Origin of the sequence: Bacillus cereus group sp. N12 (assembly GCF_016483575.1) — a bacterium.
GTDB lineage: Bacteria > Bacillota > Bacilli > Bacillales > Bacillaceae_G > Bacillus_A > Bacillus_A toyonensis.
On the sequence record NZ_JAEHBO010000274.1, the window covers coordinates 1 to 238 of the forward strand.

A 238-nucleotide genomic window follows, 5' to 3' on the forward strand; every position below is an offset into this window, starting at 1 on the left:
GCAAGGAGCAATTCAAGTTAAGAAAGCCTTCCCTGAAGGTGTATTTATTTTCTTAGCACCTCCAAGTTTATCTGAACTAAAGAACCGAATTGTTGGCCGTGGTACAGAAACTGAAGATGTTATTGAAAATCGTTTAACTGTAGCGAAAGAAGAAATCGAAATGATGGACGCTTATGACTATGTTGTAGAAAACGATCAAGTTGAATTAGCTTGCGACCGAATTAAAGCAATTGTGGTT

General features: G+C 37.4%; 1 protein-coding gene. It reads left to right on the forward strand.

Annotated features, from left to right (window positions below):
- The coding region (locus JDS92_RS30460; RefSeq protein WP_472926314.1) for a nucleoside/nucleotide kinase family protein at positions 1-238 on the forward strand (238 nt) is incomplete at both ends.